Source organism: Streptomyces sp. NPDC002513, assembly GCF_053595355.1.
Genome location: NZ_JBSFXK010000004.1, coordinates 69,995 through 87,052, shown reverse-complemented (window position 1 = coordinate 87,052; position 17,058 = coordinate 69,995). Strand labels below are relative to the sequence as shown.

Annotated in this window: 17 protein-coding genes; 6 read left to right on the top strand and 11 right to left on the bottom strand. The window is 70.5% G+C overall.

Features of this window, described 5'->3' with window-relative positions; all coding sequences use genetic code 11:
- Positions 1-24 precede the first annotated feature (24 nt).
- Positions 25-1,056, bottom strand: a complete 1,032-nt coding sequence (locus ACWD5Q_RS04450; RefSeq protein WP_451425503.1) for a slipin family protein — start codon at positions 1,054-1,056, stop codon at positions 25-27.
- A 209-nt stretch (positions 1,057-1,265) separates the two neighbouring features.
- Entirely contained in the window at positions 1,266-1,937 is a 672-nt protein-coding gene (locus tag ACWD5Q_RS04445; RefSeq protein ID WP_451425502.1) for a nucleotidyl transferase AbiEii/AbiGii toxin family protein, read from the bottom strand.
- A gap of 583 nt (positions 1,938-2,520) precedes the next feature.
- Between ACWD5Q_RS04445 and ACWD5Q_RS04440 the strand changes: the two genes are divergently transcribed.
- Complete coding sequence (locus ACWD5Q_RS04440; RefSeq protein ID WP_451425501.1) at positions 2,521-3,840, top strand: hypothetical protein; 1,320 nt, start codon at positions 2,521-2,523, stop codon at positions 3,838-3,840.
- 131 nt (positions 3,841-3,971) lie between these two features.
- Here ACWD5Q_RS04440 and ACWD5Q_RS04435 read toward each other — a convergent pair whose 3' ends face one another.
- From ACWD5Q_RS04435 to ACWD5Q_RS04425, 3 genes are all read right to left on the bottom strand, one after another.
- Positions 3,972-5,057 carry a hypothetical protein gene (locus ACWD5Q_RS04435; protein ID WP_451425500.1) on the bottom strand — a complete coding sequence of 362 codons (1,086 nt, stop codon included), beginning with the start codon at positions 5,055-5,057 and terminating at the stop codon, positions 3,972-3,974.
- A 199-nt stretch (positions 5,058-5,256) separates the two neighbouring features.
- Entirely contained in the window at positions 5,257-5,700 is a 444-nt protein-coding gene (locus ACWD5Q_RS04430) for a nitroreductase/quinone reductase family protein (RefSeq protein WP_451425499.1), read from the bottom strand.
- Positions 5,701-5,893: 193 nt separating this feature from the next.
- Positions 5,894-6,334, bottom strand: a complete 441-nt coding sequence (locus tag ACWD5Q_RS04425) for a hypothetical protein (RefSeq protein ID WP_451425498.1) — start codon at positions 6,332-6,334, stop codon at positions 5,894-5,896.
- A 169-nt stretch (positions 6,335-6,503) separates the two neighbouring features.
- Here ACWD5Q_RS04425 and ACWD5Q_RS04420 point away from each other — a divergent pair, with 169 nt between their 5' ends.
- From ACWD5Q_RS04420 to ACWD5Q_RS04410, 3 genes are all read left to right on the top strand, one after another.
- The gene (locus tag ACWD5Q_RS04420; protein WP_451425497.1) at positions 6,504-7,754 is read left to right on the top strand and encodes a histidine kinase; all 1,251 of its coding nucleotides are present in this window, start codon (positions 6,504-6,506) and stop codon (positions 7,752-7,754) included.
- Complete coding sequence (locus tag ACWD5Q_RS04415; protein WP_451425496.1) at positions 7,742-8,386, top strand: response regulator transcription factor; 645 nt, start codon at positions 7,742-7,744, stop codon at positions 8,384-8,386. The genes ACWD5Q_RS04420 and ACWD5Q_RS04415 overlap by 13 nt, the downstream gene beginning before the upstream one ends.
- A 208-nt stretch (positions 8,387-8,594) precedes the next feature.
- Positions 8,595-9,257 (top strand): class I SAM-dependent methyltransferase, encoded by a 663-nt coding sequence (locus ACWD5Q_RS04410; RefSeq protein ID WP_451425495.1) that lies wholly within the window; start codon positions 8,595-8,597, stop codon positions 9,255-9,257.
- 325 nt (positions 9,258-9,582) lie between these two features.
- Here ACWD5Q_RS04410 and ACWD5Q_RS04405 read toward each other — a convergent pair whose 3' ends face one another.
- Complete coding sequence (locus tag ACWD5Q_RS04405; protein WP_451425494.1) at positions 9,583-10,317, bottom strand: DUF4232 domain-containing protein; 735 nt, start codon at positions 10,315-10,317, stop codon at positions 9,583-9,585.
- Between the two features lie 519 nt (positions 10,318-10,836).
- Here ACWD5Q_RS04405 and ACWD5Q_RS04400 point away from each other — a divergent pair.
- Both ACWD5Q_RS04400 and ACWD5Q_RS04395 read left to right on the top strand, forming a co-directional pair.
- Entirely contained in the window at positions 10,837-11,163 is a 327-nt protein-coding gene (locus tag ACWD5Q_RS04400) for a hypothetical protein (RefSeq protein ID WP_451425493.1), read from the top strand.
- Positions 11,164-11,867: 704 nt separating this feature from the next.
- Entirely contained in the window at positions 11,868-12,944 is a 1,077-nt protein-coding gene (locus ACWD5Q_RS04395; protein WP_451425492.1) for a fatty acid desaturase family protein, read from the top strand.
- A gap of 177 nt (positions 12,945-13,121) precedes the next feature.
- Here ACWD5Q_RS04395 and ACWD5Q_RS04390 read toward each other — a convergent pair whose 3' ends face one another.
- The 5 genes from ACWD5Q_RS04390 to ACWD5Q_RS04370 all read right to left on the bottom strand — a co-directional run bounded on the left by ACWD5Q_RS04390 (position 13,122) and on the right by ACWD5Q_RS04370 (position 16,699).
- Positions 13,122-14,573, bottom strand: coding sequence for a glycosyltransferase family 39 protein (locus ACWD5Q_RS04390; protein WP_451425491.1), 1,452 nt, complete (start codon positions 14,571-14,573; stop codon positions 13,122-13,124).
- A gap of 260 nt (positions 14,574-14,833) precedes the next feature.
- A complete protein-coding gene (locus tag ACWD5Q_RS04385; RefSeq protein ID WP_451425490.1) occupies positions 14,834-15,139 on the bottom strand; it encodes a hypothetical protein in 306 nt (101 codons plus the stop codon).
- 121 nt (positions 15,140-15,260) lie between these two features.
- The gene (locus ACWD5Q_RS04380) at positions 15,261-15,740 is read right to left on the bottom strand and encodes a DUF3515 family protein (protein WP_451425489.1); all 480 of its coding nucleotides are present in this window, start codon (positions 15,738-15,740) and stop codon (positions 15,261-15,263) included.
- A 114-nt stretch (positions 15,741-15,854) separates the two neighbouring features.
- Entirely contained in the window at positions 15,855-16,079 is a 225-nt protein-coding gene (locus ACWD5Q_RS04375; RefSeq protein WP_451425488.1) for a helix-turn-helix domain-containing protein, read from the bottom strand.
- The gene (locus tag ACWD5Q_RS04370; protein WP_451425487.1) at positions 16,079-16,699 is read right to left on the bottom strand and encodes a DUF2975 domain-containing protein; all 621 of its coding nucleotides are present in this window, start codon (positions 16,697-16,699) and stop codon (positions 16,079-16,081) included. The genes ACWD5Q_RS04375 and ACWD5Q_RS04370 overlap by 1 nt, the downstream gene beginning before the upstream one ends.
- Positions 16,700-17,058 lie beyond the last annotated feature (359 nt).

The following is a 17,058-nucleotide window of genomic DNA, read 5'->3' as shown; positions in this document are numbered from 1 at the left end:
CCGCGAGGAGGCCGGGCCGGGGGGTCAGGCGCCGGTGCCGTGCGTCTCGTTCACCGGGGCGGTCACCGCCGTCGACAGCCGCGGATCGACGGGCCGAGGGCTCCCGCTCCCGGCCGACTGCCTGTCGCCCGCCGGCGGTCCGTCGCTCGTCACCTGTCCGTCGCCTGTCACCTGTCCGCCGGGGGTGGGCTGGCCGCCCGTGGCCGGTTGTCCGCCTGCGGTCGGTTGTCCGCCTGTGGCCGGTTGTCCGTCGACGGTGTCCCCGGCTCCGCTCGTACGGCCCTCCTCGGGGCCGAACTGACGGGCCGCCCGGTCGAAGTACCGCAGCAGTTCCACCGGGAACGGCATCACCAGGGTCGAGTTCTTCTCGGCCGCGACCTCCACGACCGTCTGGAGCAGGCGCAGCTGCATGGCCTCCGGCGTGTCCGACATGATCCGGGAGGCGTTGGCGAGCTGCCGGGCCGCCTGGAACTCGCCGTCCGCCGTGATGACGCGTGCGCGCCGCTCGCGCTCCGCCTCGGCCTGCCGGGACATGGACCGCTTCAGCGACTCCGGGAGCTGGACGTCCTTGATCTCGACCCGGTCGATGTGCACGCCCCATCCGGCGGCCGGGTTGTCGATCATCAGGGTGAGCCCTTCGTGCAGCCGCTCGCGGTCGGACAGCAGATCGTCCAGGTCGCTCTTGCCGATGATGGACCGCAGCGAGGACTGGGCGACCTGGCCGACCGCGAAGACGTAGTCCTGGACCTCGATCGCGGCCCGCAGCGGGTCGGCCACCCGGAAGTACACGACGGCGTCGACCTTCACGGAGACGTTGTCCTTGGTGATGCCCTCCTGTGTCGGTACCGGCAGGGTCACCACCTGCACGTTCACCTTGCGCATCCGGTCGGCGACCGGGATCAGGAACGTGATGCCCGGATGCCGGTAGTGCGGCAGCGCCTTCCCCCAGCGGAACACGACCCCACGCTCGACCTGGTTGACCACCCGCATCCCACTGCGCAGCACGAGCAGGGCCAGCACGGCCACCAGCACGACGGCGACGACGGTGCCTTCCAATGCACTTCACTTCCCTCACAGGGTGTCGATGAGTGACACCCACGGTGACACTGCGGACCGGATCGCCGGATGCGGCCGACACGTCAGGAGTTCGTCAAGAATCCGAACGGCTCTACGGCTCTACGGCTCTACGGCTCTACGGCTCTACAGCTCTGCGACCTGACGCGGCGTCATCACCATCCTCTCGGTCCTCGGCGGTCGCGGCGGCCTCACCCCTCGGGCGGTTCCTCCGACTCCGCGAGCCGCTCCGCGATGTCGTCCGCCCATTCCTGTGCCCACCTCCGGAGTTCGGCGAGCGCGTCGCCGCCGACCCCGTAGACCACGAACTCCCTGTCGTCGACCCATTCCACGCCGGCCAGCCGGGCCTGCAGATCCGTCAGGTCGAGGGTGTCGCGGGCGTGGCGCCGGCCGAGTTCCTCCAGCTCCGGGCGGCTCCAGCGGTCCGAGGCGGCGTGCACGTCGATGAGGTCCCGGGCGAAGCCGCGGTCGGCCAGGGCGCGTACCTTGGTTCCCACGGTGTCCTCGAGGGAGAGGGCCAGACCCAGCTTCGTGAAGACAGGCGGACGCCACAGCACTTCCTTGAGGACGTTCAGTTCCGTCTTCTCGCCCCCGGCCGGGTCGGCGACGACCAGTCGGGCCGAGAGCGGGTCCGCCTCCAGGGAGCGGACGAGCCAGCCCCGTTCCGCCAAGCCTGCCCGAACGGCGGCGGCGATGTCCTCCATCGGCTCCGGGCTCTGGGTGGCGACGTCCACGCCCCGGCTGGGCCGGTCCACCAGTCCGTGCGCCAGCACCGCGTAGCCACCGGCGATCGCCAGAGGGTACGGGGCGCCCACGGCGAGGACGTCGGCGAGCAGGCGCCGGTGCGGTGCGGGGAGGCTCACGGGGTGGTCCGCGCGGCCATGGACGGTCCGGTTCCGGTGACGCGGGACCCGGACGGCAGCCGTCGGGCACACCCGGCCCGGTGTGGTGCGCGGACGGGGGTCGGGGGCGGTGCGGCCATGCCCCGGATTATCGCCCGACGGCCGTGCTCCGGGCGGCGGCGACATCACCGCCGGGGGACCGGCCGCATATGTCCGGGTCCATGGCTGGTCGCGTGGGGGCCATGGCCGATCCTCCAGGGTCTCCGGCATGCCTGGCCGGCACGCGCTTCACACATGCTTCGCACATACTTCGTACACACCGAGAGTTCACTCTACAGTTGCGCAAATTGGCAAGCGTCTCGCTATGCTTCCGGCGATGCGCGACAGGCCCCCGAGGCCCCGGCGATCGGTTCCCGGCTCCGGGGCGACCCAGACGGCCGTCCCCGTACGGGAAGGGTGCCGCACGGTTGTCACCGCTTCTGCGGGTCGGGTGGACGGTCACAGACGCGGGCGGGTCCACTTTCTGCCGGGCCTCCGGCGACGCGCGGCGGCCGCGTTCCGGGCCACCCCCGCGCCGGACGCGGCCAGAGGGGAAGGACGGAACGTGCGGAACGCGGAGACGGCGGGAGCCGTGTCCAGGGACAGAACACCGACCGGCCGGGTCGGCCGGGTCGGCCGGATCGGCCGGATCGGCCGGATCGGCCGCTGTCCGGTGCGGTGGCACCATGCGCTGCTGACCCTGTGGACGGCTGTCTGGTTCTTCGTGGCCGAACGCCACGGAGCCGTGTCCTGGCACTATCTGAAGACCGGTGAGGAACTGCTGTTCAGCCAGGTGCCCGGCGGCGGCCTCGCCCTCTACGCCAACCATCCCGAACTCCAGATAGGACCGGTCAGCTTCCTGGTCGCCGGGCTGTTCGCACCCTTCCCCGCGGCGGTGGGCGAGAACCTGGCCGAGGCGTTCATGTCGGGGCTGGGGCTGTACATGCTGGTCCTCATCGGCCGTGCGGCAGCCGAGCACAATCTGGGCACCGGGCTGAACCACCGGCGCCTCCAGCAGCGGGTGCTGGTGGCCGGAGCGGCCTTCATCCCCATGTGGGTGGAGGTCTCGGTACGGTTCGCGCACCTCGACGACGTGCTGGCGCTGTTCTTCACCACCTTCGCGGTCCGCGCGCTGGCGCGCGGCAACGCCCTCGCCGTCGGCGTCTTCCTGGCGCTGGCCGTGGACTCCAAACCGTGGGCGGTGGGCTTTCTGCCGCTGCTGCTCGTCCTGCCCCGGCCCGCGCGGCTGCGCTCGGCCGCCTGGCTCGTCGGGCTGGTGGCCACCGCCTGGCTGCCGTTCTACCTCACCCATATGGACACCCTGGCCGCCGCCCGCTTCACCATCCCCAACCAGTCGGCGTCGGCGCTGCGCTGGTTCGGCGTGGACGACCCCGCCACCCCCTGGTGGGACCGGCCCGCGCAGATGGTGCTCGGCATCGGTCTGGGCGCGCTGGCGGTGCTCCGGCACCGCTGGGCGGCCGTGGTCCTGCTCGCCGCCGACGCGCGCATCGTGCTGGACCCGAGCGTGTACACGTACTACAACGCCTCGGTCCTGCTCGGCACGCTGATCTGGGACTCGATCGGACAGCGGCGGCTGGTGCCCTGGGTGAGCTGGATCGCGTTGATCTCGCTGTACGGCAGCGCGCTGCTGGTTCCCTCCGACTCCGCCCGGGGGCTGATCCGGCTGGCGTTCGCGGTCGGCTCCGCCGCCTACGTCCTGTGGTGGCCCCAGCGCACGCCCCGCAACAAGCGCCGCGGCCAGGACGCCGGGGGCCCGCCGCGGTCCGCCACGGAGCACGGGGAAGCCGCCCCGACTCCGCCCCTCCCGCGCACGTTCATCCCCTCGGCGTACGCGACGCGGCTTCGTTTCCCGGGCGCACGCTAGTGCCGCGGCACTAGTTCCTGGGCGCACGCTCCGCGCGGGTCCGCCCCGGCGGACCGGTGACCCGCGTCAGCAGGCAGCCATGGGCTGCCGCAGGGCGCCGAGTCCGTCACGAGGGGGCGCGGGCCGTGTGCTCACGCCGTCCCTTCGTCCCCGTCGAGGAGGAACCGCCCGCCCGCCGTCACGGCAAGCTCCGGGCCGAAGAGCGAGCCGGGCGTGTGGGCGCCCGGACAGCCCTCGCCCCGAGCGAGACGGCTCGCGACCTCGGCCGCCACCGCGGCGGTGAACTCCATGGCCTCCCCCGTGCGCAGCCATCCCTCCCGAATGCCGCCGTCGGCACCCTGAACCCGGGCCCGCGCCCAGGAGAACTCCCCGCCCCGCTCACCCGGCGTGCCCCGGACCCCGGCGAGCCGCCGCCTGGCCACGCGGCCGAGCACCGGACGCGACAGCAGCACCGCCGCCACCGGCAGGACGGCCCGCACCGCCCGCCCGGCCGGCACCATGCTCGACGCGGCGACCACGAAAGGAGCACCGCTGGCCCGCCGGGCGGCCTCCAGCTCACCGCTCGGAGCGCCGACGGTGCGCACCGTCGACCCGTCGGGCAGGGCGACGCGCTCGGCGTCGGCCCCGAGCCGGGCGCGTACGAGACGGCCGCGCTCATAGCGGCGTCCGCCGAGCGCGAGGCTGTCGACGACGCTCGCCGCCAGGGCAGGGCCGACCGGCTCCGCCCTGGCCCTGCCCCTCGGCACCGCGTCGACCCTCACACGCGTCGCCGCAGGCCGGTCCGCACACAGTTTCCGTACGACGCTCTCGGTGGCGAGCACACCGAACCCGGCACCGGTCACCAGACACCGTCCGGCCGCGACCGCCTCGTCATTCAGTCCCAGCAGCCCGGTGACGGCGGCCAGCTCGTTCGCGAGATCGACGTAGTGCGTGCCGGGCGGGCACGCGCGGGCGATCGGTACCGCCGTCTCGGTGAACGGACCGATCGTATGGACGACGACCGCCGGTGCGTGCCGGGCGAGCAGCGCCATGACGGCGTCGACCGACCCGGCCACCACGGTCCGCGCTCCACCGCCGAGCGTCCCGGCCAGCTCGCGCAGACGCCCGGGATCGCGCCCCACCAGGACCGGCGGCACCCGGTCGGCCGCCAGCCGCGCGGCGATCGCCCGACCGGACCGGCCGGTGGCCCCGAGGATCCAGATCTGATGGACGTTCATCTGCCGCTCCCGTACGCCAGGCCCTCCGCGCGCTGCACCGACGACGGCGGGCGGTCGGCCTTTGCTCCCACCCGGTGACCGCGCTGCGCTACGGGTCCCGTGCATGTTCCGCACGGCGCATCCCCTGTCGTGCAGCCTTCCGCGCCTACGCCCAAGCCCACCTCACCGGCCTGGACACGGCAGGCACTCCGAGCGGCGCTCAGCCTGCGCCTCCTTGGGCGGAGGGCGCGGGCTCCAGTTTCACGATGGGGAACCTGCGGGACGTCTTGGTCTCGTACTCCGTGCTGTCGGGCCAGTACGCCGACCAGATCCCGTAGAGGCGCTCCCACTCGGGCGACCCGTGCGGCACGACGGTCGGCGTCGCCGTCAGCGTCAGCTCGCCCACCTCGATGGTCACCTCGGGCATGACGGCGACGTTGCCCACCCACGCCGGATCCTTCTCCGCACCCCGCGCGGAGCCGCAGACCAGCAGATTGTCCCCGTCGGCCGCGTACACCAGGGGATTGATCCGCGCCTGGCCGGTACGGCGGCCGACCGTGTGCAGGAGCAACAGATGCTTGCCCTCGAAGAGGCCCCCCACGACGCCGCCCTGTGCCCGGAACTGACCGATGATTCTTTTGTTGACCTCATTCACGTCGCCCATGTCCGCCTCGCTCCGCCGAAGAGACCGTTTTGTCCGGAAATCTTAGCTAACCAGCGCGCCACACGCCCGAGCCGAGCCGCGCCGGAGCCATGCGGAGGACATCGAGGAACAGGGCGCCGGACAGACACACACCTCACCTGTCCAGTCCCACCAGAACGTCGGGCCGTAGGGGAAGGGAAGCGGAGGTCGGCGGTCAGGCCGTAGGGCGGGCGCGGCCCCTCACCGCGAGTGCGACGCACACCACCGCCAGCGGCAGCTCCGCGCCGAGCGCCGTCACCACCGCCGACACCTGATCCCCGCCCGATGCCGCCGTCAGCGTGTCGAACCAGGCGTCGACCACCAGCAGTGTCGCGGTGGCCGTGGCCGTGAGGGCGTGTATGTGGTGGCCTCGTACGACCAGCAGCCCTGTGGTGATCAGGCCCAGCGCCTCCAGGCTGTCCAGGCCTATCCAGACGGTGCGCCAGTTCGCGGCGGTGGCGGTGCCGGGCAGGCCGTGGGCCAGCACGACCAGCCAGGGCAGCAGGGCCAGTCCGCAGACGACCAGCAGGTGTTCCAAGCGACACCGGCGGCGCACCCGCCGCCCGGTCGACCTGTGCTCCTCACCCGACTCCGCAAAGACACTCAGCGCACTCATCGGTTCGGACTCCTCGTGTTCCCGGCTCTCCTTCACGACCTCCAGCCTCCGCCGTGCGGCGGTCACAGTCAGTAACGCTGGTATCCGTTCGAGGGTGGTGCCAGCTACACCCCCGAAGCGGGTCGTTGCCCCATGGACCGCCCCTGACCGCGGCACCTACCGTTTTCGCATGACCCCAACCACCCGCCTGCGGCGTGTGATGCGGCGACCGTTCCGAGAAGCCGGACGACCGGTCGCGTTCCTTGCCACGGGTGTCCTGATCCAGCTCGGCGTCCTGTTCGTCATCGCCCTGCCGTGGATCCTGTTCGTGCCGGTCTCGGGGGGAGCCGTCCTTCTCGCGGTCCTCGTCCCGTTCGCCGCGGTCGTGCTCGCCGGGCCGCTGCTGACCGGGGCGCAGCTCGGCCGCTTCCGCGCCCGGCTGGGGGTGCGCATCCCCGCGCCGTACGAGGGGCGGCGGCCCCCGCTGTCCGAGTGGCTGCGGTCCCCGGCGGGAGGGCGGCAGCTCAGGTATCACCTGCTGGCCGGCCCGCTCCTGGCCCTCGCCGGGGCCCTTGTGCTCCTGATATGGGCCGCGGCCGGCACGGCCGCCTCGGTCTATGGGTGGCTCTGGCTCGTGCCGCTGGACTGGCGCGTCGACCACCCCGGGTACACCACGTGGGCGGCATACGTCACCGCGGTCGGAATCGCCCTGCTCTACGCGGCGGCGTGGCTGTCCGGCGCCCTGGCCCGGCTCGACACCCAGGCCGCGACCGTGCTGCTCGGGCCCAGCCGTGAGGAGCAGTTGGCGCGCCGGGTCGAGGCCCTGACCGAGAGCCGGGCGGGACTGGTGGACGCCGCCGACGCCGAACGGCGCCGCATCGAACGCGACTTGCACGACGGCGCCCAGCAGCGTCTGGTCTCCCTGGCGGTCAATCTCGGGGTCGCCAAGGCCACGCTCGGTGACCTCCCCGAGGACGCCCTCCAGGTGATCGACGCGGCGCACCGGGAGGCCAAGGAGGCGATAGAGGAGCTGAACAGTCTGGTGCGCGGGCTGCACCCGGCCGTTCTGGAGGACCGCGGCCTGGACGCCGCGCTCTCCGGCCTCGCGGCCCGGGCGCCCATGCCGGTACGGGTGACGGCGAACCTGCCGTCACGGCCGTCGCCGACGATCGAGGCCGTCGCCTACTTCGTCGTCTCCGAAGCACTGACGAACGTGGTGAAGCACGCGGAGGCCTCGAGCGCCGAGGTCACGGTGGAGCGATTCGGGCAGACCCTGCTGGTCGTCGTCAGCGACGACGGGATGGGCGGCGCCGAACTCGGCGGCGGTACGGGGCTGATGGGGCTGGCCAAGCGGGTCGCCTCGGTCGATGGCACGCTGTCGGTCGACAGCCCCGTCGGGGGGCCGACCGTCATGACCGTGGAGTTGCCGTGCGTGCTGTGATCGCCGAGGACTCCGTCCTGCTTCGGATCGGCGTGGTCAAGGTCCTGGAGATGGCGGGGTTCGAGGTGGTCGCCGAAGTGGGCGACGGCGAGGCACTGTTGACGGCGGTGGAGGAGCACCGGCCGGACGTCGCGGTGGTGGACGTCCGTATGCCTCCCGGTTTCACGGACGAAGGAGTGCGGGCCTCGCTGGTCATCAAGCGGCAGTGGCCGAGCACGGCGGTGCTGCTGCTGTCGCAGTATGTGGAGGAGCGGTACGCGGCCGATCTGCTGTCCGCCCACACATCGGGGCTCGGGTATCTGCTCAAGCAGCGGGTCGCGGACGTCGAGGAGTTCGCCGACGCGGTGCGACGGGTGGCCGCGGGCGGCACCGTACTGGACCCGCAGGTGGTCTCCCAGTTGCTGGTGCGCCGCCACAGCGATCCGCTGGACCGGCTCACCCCGCGGGAACGCGAGGTCCTGGAGTTGATGGCGGGCGGCCGGTCCAACGCCGGGATCGCCGAGCAGCTCGTGGTCAGCGAGAGCGCGGTCGCCAAACACATCAACAGCATCTTCACCAAGCTCGACCTGCCGAAGGCGGACGCGGACCACCGCCGGGTGCTCGCGGTACTGCGCTTCCTCGGGGTCGCCTGAGACCGGCCTCAGGCCGATCCCCAGCCCCCATCCCCGGTCCCAGCCCCCATCCCCGGTCCCAGCCCCCATCCCCGGTCCCAGCCCCCAGGCCCGGTCCCAGCCCCCAGGCCCGGGCACCGACCCCGTGCACCCGGCCGCTCCCGCACGGTGCGAGGATTGTTCTGCGAGCCCGTTCACCAGCGGGAACGGCACGAACGTGGGAGGTGCCATGCAGGACCATCACGGCGACCTCGGCGCCGGCCAGCAGCGCCATTGGCAACGCACCTACACCACGCACCCGGGCATGTACGGCGAGCAGCCCTCCGAACCCGCGGTCAGCGCCGCCGTACTCTTCCGCGCGGCCGGCGCCGAGACCGTGCTGGAGCTGGGTTCCGGGCACGGCCGCGACGCCCTGTACTTCGCCCGCGAGGGCTTCACCGTCCACGCCACCGACTTCAGCGCGGTCGGGCTGACGCAGCTCGGCGAGGCGGCCCGCGCCGAGGGGTTCGCCGAGCGGGTGACGACCACGGTCCACGATGTCCGCGATCCGCTGCCGCTGCCCGATTCCTCGGTGGACGCGGTCTTCGCACACATGCTGCTGTGCATGGCCCTGTCCACCGCCGAGATCCACGCATTGGTGGGAGAGGTCCGGCGCGTCCTGCGCCCGGGCGGCCTGTTCGTCTACACCGTGCGCCACACCGGCGACGCCCACTACGGGACCGGTGCGGCGCACGGCGACGACATCTACGAGCACGGAGGCTTCGCCGTGCACTTCTTCTCCCGCCGCCTTGTCGACGAGCTGGCCGCCGACTGGGAACCCGTGGACCTCCACGCCTTCGAGGAGGGCGAACTGCCGCGCCGCCTGTGGCGGGTCACGCAGATCGCCCGCTGATCCCCGCGGGTGCCGGCCGGCGATCCGCGCGTATGACGCCCGTCACCGGGCGACCACCCGACCGAAATCGGCACCGTCCTTGAGGGTGACGTCGCGGGCGCGGCGCCGCAGCCGATCCGGCGCCGCGTATCCACACACGGGTGAGTCCCGCGGGCGTCGGCCACGGTCATGACGAGGGGGACAGGTGCTGTGCGTCGCCGGTTGCCGGGTGTTGCCGTACTCGGCAGATGCCCGTCTCAAGCTCCGCGCCGGACCTTATCCGGTTCCGGGCGTGGGAAAGGGCCGGTCGCCCCGGCCCCTCCCCAGGTCTGTGTACGGGAGCCCGTCACTTGCCGACCGGATCGATGAACGTCCCCGGGTGGGTCGCGCCGTCCTGCTTCAGGATGGGGCCGAATCGCCAGGGCAGGTCGTAGGAGCTGCGCTGGTTCGGTGCGGTGATGACCGTCGTGGTCGGCTTGAACGCGGCGGAGTCGCCGCTCTGCGAGACCAGGTAGGTGATGGCGAAGTGGGCCGATGCGCCGCTGGTCAGCGTGACGGTCTGCGGGGTGACGTTGTCACGCTGCAGTGACCACTGCGCGCCGCCGTTGATCAGGTCGACGCCCGGGAAGCCGTGCATGGAGCAGGCATGCCCGCTCTTGTTGGTGAGCGCCACGATGGCCTGCATCTGGCCGCTGCCACCGGAGGGAGCCGTCCTGGTGCCCGCCCAGGAGTAGCCGAGCTGGGAGGCCTGGCAGGCGGGTGCCGAGCCGCCGGCCGCCGCGTTGGCGCCGGTGGCCCCGCCCTTGCTCCCCGTCGAACCGGTCGAACCGGTCGAACCGGTCGAACCGGTCGAACCGGTCGAACCGGTGGAGCCCGTCGTCGACGCGGCATCGCTACCGCCACCGCTACCCGTGGTGGCGCCGGTGGTGGCGGAGTCGCCGGGTGCGGGGGCGGCGTTGCCGGAGACGGCCTTCGGCGAGTCGTTGCCGTTGCAGGCGGTGAGCAGAGCCATCAGGGCGGCGGCGCTGGTCAGGGCCACGACGCTCGTACGGAGGCGGAGGTTCGTGCGACGGTTCGACATGGGGTCCTCAGCGGTTGTGTTCCGGTCTTCTGTCCGGCTCTCTGTCGGACACCCCATTTGACGGGGCCCTCTGCGGGGAAGTTCGGAGATCGCTGTCACAGGCGCGTCGCGGGTATGTCACGTCTGTCACGAGAAGTGTCACGAGCCCGTGACACAGAGCCCGGCCCGCCTCCGGTCAGCAGGACGGGACCGGTTGCCGCGGTTGCCGTACGTCGGTGCCGCACAGCCGGGGTCCGGTGCGGCGCCTGGCGGGTGGCGCGGACAAGTGTGGGGTGGGCAGCCCGGTTTCGGCAGGATCGTGTGGTGCGAGTTCTCCCTGGTGGACGCGAGGAGCGGGCCTCCGGTTCGCGTGCGCGCGCGTGACGCCGACACGCCTGGCGCCGGTTTCCTGACTCACCACACACCATCAAAAAAGGTGTCTTTGGCTGAATTTCTGATTCAACCGAACATTTCGGCTGTAAACATTGACGTGTCTGACCAGGCAGGCGCATCAGGCGCCTGCTGCGAAAGGAGCACGGAATGCGGGTTTCCCGTTCTGCCGCTGCGCTGGGCGTCGCGGCTGCCGTTCTGCTGGGCGGCGCCGGTGTTGCCAGCGCCGCACCCTATGCGTCCCCGGTGGCATCTCATGCCACGCACGACCGTGACCACGACCATGGTGACTACGGCGACGGCCGCGGCGACCGCGACGGCCGCGGCGACCGCGACGGCCGCTGGGGCGACCACCGCTCGGGTAACCACGGCTGGGGCGACCACCGCTGGGGCCACCGCGGCTGGGGTGACCGCGGCTGGGGTAACCGCGGCTGGGGCCACAGCCACTGGGGCCACGGCCGCTACGATCACCGCTGACCGTCCTTGGGGTGCCCTTCCGCTGTCGGGGAAGGGCACCCCTTCCATGTGTCCATCGGTGGTGCCGGGCACGCGGTAGATGGCCGGATCGACGGTCCAGGTCAAGTAGGAAGCTGTTGTCTTTCCGATCTTGAGCGGCGGCGGTCGAACGCGGGTTCCTGGTTTGGGTGATCCTGCCGTGGCCAGAGCATGAGGACGGGGCCTCCTGAACAACTCGTGGATGCCGAACCCATAGAGCGACAGGAGGCCCCGGTGCCGCAGTCTTCCGGGTCGATGGCCGGACATCCCAACTCGATTCCTGGCCGCCTTCGCCATAGCCATTCGCGGCACGCCACCCGAGGAACGCGCAGCAGTCCTACGTGCTTTCGCGCAGACGCTGCCCGTACGCCTGGCAAGGTTCGTGCGAGTTGGCCTGGTCGGCGACGGGCTGTGCCTACCCGCGCTGTTCTCGCTCATTTCCGGTGCCATGACGGTGTACGGCGTCCATCAGGGCTGGCACGCACAACTGCACGCGGGCGGCCTGCTCTCCGCCCGTGGCGGAGGCGACTCGGTCCGGCACGCGGCGCCGGACGAACCGGCGAATGCCCAGCTCAGGGGGCAAAGGGGTGGGGACAACCCCCGTAGATGGAGGGGGCTCGGTCCCCCACGAGGCCTACGGCTGACAGGCTGGTGGCAGTGGGACGGCCGTAGCCAGACTCGCCTGCATGACGATTTCCTCGGACGCCACGGCCACGACCGCCCCGGCCGCCGTGCGGCCCCGCAGACCCCGCCCCGACGCCGGCAGCGACTTCGCCCGGCTGTCGCAGCGCATCACCGAGGCGGGTCTACTGCGGCGGCGCCCCGGTTACTACACGGTGCGGCTCGGTCTGGTGATCGGGCTGCTGGCGGCGGGCTGGGCGGCCTTCGTCGCGCTGGGCGACACGTGGTGGCAGCTGGCGGTCGCCGCCTTCATGGCCCTGATGTCCGGTCAGGTCGCTTTGGTAGCTCATGACCTGGCGCACCGACAGGTGTTCCGGAAGCCCCGCGCGAGCGCGATCTGGGGCCGGCTCTTCGGCAACCTCGGCATCGGCATGAGTTACGGCTGGTGGATGAACAAGCACACCCGCCACCACGCCAACCCCAACCACGAGGAACTCGACCCCGATGTCGCCCCGGACATCCTGGTGTGGTCCACCGAGCAGGCCCGCAACAGCAAGGGGCTGGCCCGGTTCATCGGAGGCCGCCAGGCGTTCTTGTTCTTCCCTCTGCTGACGCTGGAGGGCTTCAACCTGCACGTGGCGAGCGTGCGGGCGCTGCGCTCGCCGTCGATGAAGAACCGCCTGCTGGAGGGCATACTGCTTTTCCTGCACATGGCGGCCTACGTGTCCGCCCTGTTCCTGGTGCTCTCCCCCGGCAAGGCCGTGGCGTTCCTCGCCGTGCACCAGTGCCTGTTCGGTGTGTATCTCGGCTGCACGTTCGCCCCGAACCACAAGGGCATGCCCACCTTCACCGGCGACGACCGCCCCGACTTCCTGCGCCGCCAGGTCCTCACCTCCCGCAACGTGCGGGGCGACCGGCTCACCGACGTGATGCTCGGCGGGCTCAACTACCAGATCGAGCACCACCTGTTCCCGAGCATGCCCACTCCTCATCTACGGCGGGCCCAGGTCGTCGTACGCGCGTACTGCGCGGAAATCGGCGTGCCGTACCACGAAACCACGCTGATCCAGTCCTACCGCGAGGCACTCACCCACCTGCACCGAGTGGGCGAGCCCATCAGACGTCAACGCAAGGCGTCGTGACGGCAGGACGACACGCGGGGGCGTCGACCTCAATCCTCGGCGGCCCCAACGAGGACATGCACTGCTCCAAGGCTGGTCAGCGGTGATCTGCGCCGCCGGCTTCATGGATCAGCCGTCTGCTTGCCACGCTGTCAAAGGCCCCGGACCGTGATCGGCCCGGGGCCGCTCTGCTCCCGGTCACGGGATCTCGATGCGCAGGTACACCGTCACCCTGCGACCGCGGACCTGCTCGTCCGCCACCAGCGTGAAGTACTTCTTCAGCACTGAGATCTTCGTTTGGTCCCGCTGCGCCGACACCGGCCTCGCGACCTTCGCCGCGTCCGTCACCAGCAGGATTCGTCGCTGGGCCAGCATCGCGGTCCGGATCCGGGCCGGGCCGGCCTCTACGCCCTTCAGCGTCCCGGACTTCTCCGGACTCTCGATCAGGGCTATGTCCCGCAGACCGCTGAAGGCGCGGGGGGAGACCAGCTTGGTGTCGCGTCGTGCCGCCGGCACGAAGAGCACCGCGTCTCCGGGTTCCTTGAGCCGCCGTACGTCCGTCGCCACGGCGAAGACGTCGTCCACCCGGCTGGCCGGGGAGCGCTTGGCCAGTGCGTGAGGGAGCAGCGCCGTCATCGCCAGGGCGAACACCATGGGGAGGATCCATGGCGATGCCTTCGGGAAGCGCGGCGTGGCTGCCCGTACCGCCGTGCCCAGCGCTGTTCCGATCAGCAGCGCCAGACCCAGCAGGCTGAACAGGACGTACCGGTCCAGGAACAGCGGCTGGACCAGGGAAAGGCCGATCAGGATGAGTTGCGGCACCGCAAGCAGCGGCAGCCCCACGGCTGCCGACGACAGTCGGCCCGCCCGCGGCCGGTCCAGCAGTGCTCCGAGGCCGCCGATCGCCAGTAGGACCGCCGGGCCGATCATCATGTGCCAGGTCAGCGGCGGTATCCAGGAGATCTGTTCGGACTGGCTCCGGGTGAACAGGATCAGGGGCAGCGCGCCCGCCACGGCTGCCGCCGAGGCCGCCGTCCATCGGGTCCACACCTTGCGCCGGGCCCGCGTCCAGATCAGGGTCGCCGCGTGCGCGGGCAGAATCATCAGCGCCAGCCAGTTCAGCAACCCGCACAGCAGGACCGCGCCGGCGTAGGCCGCCCACTGCGCTGTTCTGTCACCACCGTTGAGTACGGTCACCAGCAGCAGCGTCGAGATCGCGGCTCCGGCCGTGACCAGTGCGTACGGGCGCCCCTCCTGGAGATAGAACTGCACCGCCGGAAGCAGGCCGAGTGACAGCCCCGCCCCCAGACCCGCCCAGGTCCCGGCCAGTCGCCGGCCGATGACTGTCACGCAGGCCGCCGCCACCGCCATGGCCAGCACGGAAGGCAGCCGCAGCGTCGTCGTGCCCGGCCCGAAGCATTCGAAGAGTCCGTGCATCAGCAGGTAGTAGAGCCCGTGTACGGCGTCGACCTGCCCCAGCATGTGCCAGATCTCGGGGGTGGGCCGCTGGGCCACCTGCCAGGTCGCCGCCTCGTCCCGCCACAGGCTGTGGTGCCGGGACAGTCCCCACACACCTAGGGCCAGGGTCCACAGCAGGGGAATCAGCCAGATGGGCAGGGGGCGGCGGCCGGCGGTTATGTGAGGAGTCATGAAGGTGGTCAGGCCCTCGGGGTAGCGGTGCGAACTGAAGTCAGCGGTTCGTCGACATGACTGATGACCCACCGGACCGGCTGTCGGTTCGCGCGAGAGCACCCCGAAAGCGCGCATTCCAGACTGGCCGGCAAGGCAGGGGACATTGTCTGCGCCGCCCCGTAACTCGACGACAGTACATGCACATGAAAAAGAGAACTCTGCCCCAGCCAAGGGGTGGGGGCAGAGACGTTCAAGTGGTGCGCAGTGTCAAGCGCGGATCAGGCCGCGCCGACAGTGACGCACTTCTCCGTGAACTTGATGCTGCTGGTGATCTGGGCCGAGCCGCAGGACTTCGTCGACACGTACACGGTCAGCGAGCTGGGCTTCATCTGCCCGTACGTGTCTGCGATCCACTTGTGCCCGCCGTAGTTCTTCCAGCGGGCCTCGCCCTGCGAGTAGCTGATCATCTTCAGCGTCGCCTCAGGGTTCTTCGAAATCTTGATGGAGACGCTGATGCCGTGAGCGGTCAAGATGGCCCGGTTCTGCACCCGCTGGGCACTGTCGTGGGCCGTGCCCTTGTACACCTGTTTGCCCCCGCCACACCAGCCGCCATCGCACCTTCGGGCACCCTGCCCTTCAGGGCCATCACAGGTAACACGCACCCTTCCCGCACGCGCGGAAGGGGGGAGCACGGACCGCAGAAGCTCAGCCCCGCTTCGCGCACGCCTTCTGCTTCGCCAGCCCCGACGCGATCCCGGACACTTCACCGATTACGGCGTCCTTGTCCTTGATCCGCTCCGACACCGTAACCTCGGCCGCTGGGCTACGCCCGTACAACAGAACCGTCTTCGCCCCGTTGTGGGTCTTCTTCTCGTTCACGACCCAGTCGACCCCCTTCACCGACGTGCACGGAGCTGACTCCGGAACATCCGAAATGTTCCCGCACCGGAGAACGACATCACCATCTCCCCATACGGCAGTCCCCTTCTGGTCGGAATCGTTGCGCTCATGGCCCCCCAGCTTCTGCGGAGCCTTGCTCACCAAACTGGAGCACGCGGCACTGGCGCCCCCCGGAGCCCCCGACACGTTGTAGGAACGCGTGGAAGTTCCGCACGCCGCAAGAGCGGCAGCACACACAGCGATCACACCAACCTGTGCCAGACGTCGGCCAGAGGCCCTCTCCATGAGTAATCCCTTCTCTACGAAACGCAGTTATGGGCTTTCTCCGGCGAAAGCCACACGGTAGGAGGCGGTGCGCGGCGCTCTCGTACGGAACGCCGGCCATGCCGGTGACCGGGGTCAGTCCTCGCGGATGCTGAGCAGGTCGCCGGGTTGGCAGTTCAGTTCGCGGCAGATCGCGGTGAGGGTGGAGAAGCGGATCGCCTTCGCCCGGTCGTTCTTCAGGACGGAGAGGTTGACCACCGTCACCCCGACCTTGGCCGCCAGTTGGGACAGGGTCATGCCGCGCTCGGCCAGTAGTCGGTCCAGGTGAACCTTGACCCGGTGTTCCTCCTCTGGTGGCATCAGACCAGCCCTTCTGTGTCGGCGCGGAGCTTCGTACCGCGTCGGAAGACCTCACCCAGGGCCAGGATGAGGAAGGCGAGCAGGACGTAATCGCCGGTGAAGGTGATCGAGGAGGGGATCTGATCGGCCATGGGAGTGCCGGTCACCAGTGCCCATGTGGTGAGCGCCGGCAGCACTGGGGAGAGGACGGCCTGTACTAGCACCGTGAGCCCTATGGCGCGCAGGCGGCGGGCGTTCTCCGGCACGAAGACGTCACCGTCTCGCAGAGTCCTGGCCATCTGAAGGAGGAGGGCCAGGACGAAGAGCAGGAGCAGGCTACCGATGGCTTCCGGCAGCGCGAGCAACAGGCGCTGGCTCAGGTCGGGGTGGGCGAAGGTGAGGTCGGCCTGATGGGTGCCGGTGAGGCTCATGCCGTGGCCCGCCACCGCGTCGGTCACGGTGCCCGGCACCCGGCTCGTGGTCTCCGTCTTGACCTCGCGGGTGTCCACCGGGTCGATGAGGCCGACCACCCCGAGGGCCGGGATCAGTACCCCGAAGACGCCGACAAGCAGAGAGGCCAGACCCAGAGCCGCCTCCAGCAGTCGATTGTCGGTCCGGCTCCACCAGGACTTCGTACCCATGGCTCCCCCTGTCGTTTCGCAGCGCGCATATCGCTTATCGATATTATCGATAAGCGATATGACCGCTGTCAAGCTCAGGGTATGGCGACGGACAAGGCGGGTCTCACGAGAGGAGCCCCGCCGGCAGTTGCCCCGCGGTCATCCGCAGGGTGGCCCAGAAGCCCGGCGTCCACCCCGCGGCTCCACCTCGATGGGTCGGCCAGGGCGACGCAACCGCCTTACCGTCAGGCGCGAATCGGGTTCCTACCGGGGAGCCAGGGTCCCTGTTGGCCAACCTCGTACGGTGGCACCCACATCCGTTGATGCCAGACGTGGGTGTCAGCGTCGCTTCGCATGGCGCTCTTGTCCACGGGCGCACG